Below are 2,213 nucleotides of genomic sequence, written 5' to 3'. Positions count from 1 at the left end.
CGCACCCGCCGCCCCAACGGCTCCCGCACCCGACCACCCTCATCGAGCCGGTCCACCAGCCCGGCGACGGTCGGGGCCTCGAACAGGGACCGGATACTCACCTCCACCCCGAGAACGGACCGGATCCGGCTCACCAGCCGCGTCGCCAACAGCGAATGCCCGCCCAACTCGAAGAAACCGTCATCGATCGACACGACATCAACGCCGAGGACCTCGGCGAAGAGACCGCACAGGATCTCCTCCCGCGGCGACCGCGGTCCGCGACCCGCACCCACCGCGGCGTACTCCGGGACCGGCAGGGCCCGCCGGTCCAGCTTCCCGTTCGGCGTCAACGGCAGACCGTCCAGCACGACGAACGCCGACGGCACCATGTAGTCCGGCAACCGCTCCGATACGAACCCCCGCATTTCAGCGGGGTCGAGAGCGCTGCGTGCCGTGCCGGCTCCGGGCACCACGTACGCCACCAGCCGCTTGTCGCCGGGGGTGTCCTCACGTACGACCACAGCTGCCTGGCCCACGAGGGCGTGCTGTGCCAGGGAGATCTCGATCTCGCCGAGTTCGAGTCGCTGTCCGCGGATCTTGACCTGGTGGTCTCGTCGCTCCACGAACTCCAGGCAGCCGTCCGGGAGGCACCTGACGTAGTCGCCCATGCGGTACATCCGTGCGCCGGGCTCGTCGGAGAAGGGGTCGGCCACGAAGGAGGCTGCCGTGCGGGGCGCGTCCCCGATGTAGCCCTGGCCGACGCCCACGCCGCTGACGTACAGGTCTCCCGGCATTCCCGGCGGGACAGGCTGGAGAGCCTCGTTCAGGATGTACAGCCGTATGTTTCGAATGGGGGTGCCGATGGTGACCTTCTGCTCGGCACCATACTTCTCGCTCGTGATGACGGCGTGCGAGACGTCGTCCGAGCATTCCGTCGATCCGTAGGCGTTGACGAGCGGGATTTCCGGGTACCGCGCGAACCATCGCTCGCACAGGCTGCCCGGGAGCGGCTCACCCGTCACGACCAGCCAGCGCAGCCGCGGCAGTTCGGGCAGCGCTTCCTCGGCGTCCCACAGGTCGAGGGCGGCCCGGAGGAGTGAGGGAACGACCTCCAACACGGACACGCCTTCGTCGGCCACGCGCCGGAAGAGCTCCCGGGGGTCTGCTGCGACCGTCCGGTCGACGACCCGAATCCGGCCGCCGAGCATCAGCGCTGCGAACATCTGCCAGACCGAGATGTTGAAGGTCAGCGGCGCGTTCTGCATGACGTTGTCCGATGCGGAGAGGTCCAGGTCCTCGATCTTCGCCAGCAGGTGGTTCTCCATGCCGGCCCGGTGGACCATCGCTCCCTTCGGTCGTCCGGTGGAACCCGAGGTGAAGATGGAATAGGCGATGTCGTAGGTCTCGGATCGGCTCGGGTACCACTCGGCCTCGTCCCGTTCGGACCCGATGACCAGGACTTCGACCTTGCCGCCCGATGCGGCCGCGATGGCGTGCGCCTGCTCGAGGTGCTTCTCCTCCGTCAGCAGACAGTCCGCGCCGCTGTCGGTGAGGTACGTGACACTGCGCGCGTTCGGGGCGTGCGGGTCCAGCGGGATGTAGCCGGCTCGGCTGCCGAACACGCCCAGCACCGACCACACGAACAGCGCGCCGGGGTCGGAGAGGATTCCGACGAGTGTTCCCGCTCCTGTTCCGCGTGCCGCGAGGCGCCTGGACAGGGCGCTCGCTCGGGACATCAGGGTCTCGTAAGTGACGTCTCCTTCGTCGTCCGTGACGGCCACCGCGGCCGGCTGCCTGCGGGCGACGTCCCTGATCCTGTCCACGACGTCGCGGAACTCCGCCACGTCACGTCGGCCGTGCAGGGCGGAAAGCACCTGCTCACGCTCGTGCGCCTCGAGTATGTCGACACGGCCGACAGGGGTCCGCGGGGTTTCGGCAATGGCCCGGAGAACGAGGAGAAGCCGGCTGCCGAGTTTCTCCACGGCTGTACGGGTGAACAGGTCGGGTCCGTATTCCATGCGGATCTCGACGCTGTCTCCGGGCAGGACGCGGATATTCATCGGGTAGTGGCTGGCGTCGTGGGCTTCGACCTGGGTGAGGGTCAGCGCGGACGTCGCCCGTTCGAAGGCCTCGTTCTCGACCGGGTAGTTCTCGAAGACGACGACGGTGTCGAAGAGTTCGTTGGCCGGGGTCAGGTTGTGGATGTCGGTGAGTTTGAGGTGCTGGTGGGC

The 2,213-nt window shown here is 68.0% G+C and carries 1 protein-coding gene; it reads right to left on the bottom strand.

Translation table 11 applies throughout. The features are described from left to right. Nucleotides 1-2,213: amino acid adenylation domain-containing protein (locus ABZ858_RS37125; protein WP_361389428.1), on the bottom strand; the 2,213-nt coding region annotated here is incomplete at both ends.

The organism is Streptomyces sp. NPDC047017, assembly GCF_040644175.1.
In the GTDB taxonomy this organism is placed as follows: domain Bacteria; phylum Actinomycetota; class Actinomycetes; order Streptomycetales; family Streptomycetaceae; genus Streptomyces.
The sequence above is the reverse complement of the archived record's forward strand: the minus strand, read 5'-3'. Positions and strand labels throughout refer to the sequence as shown.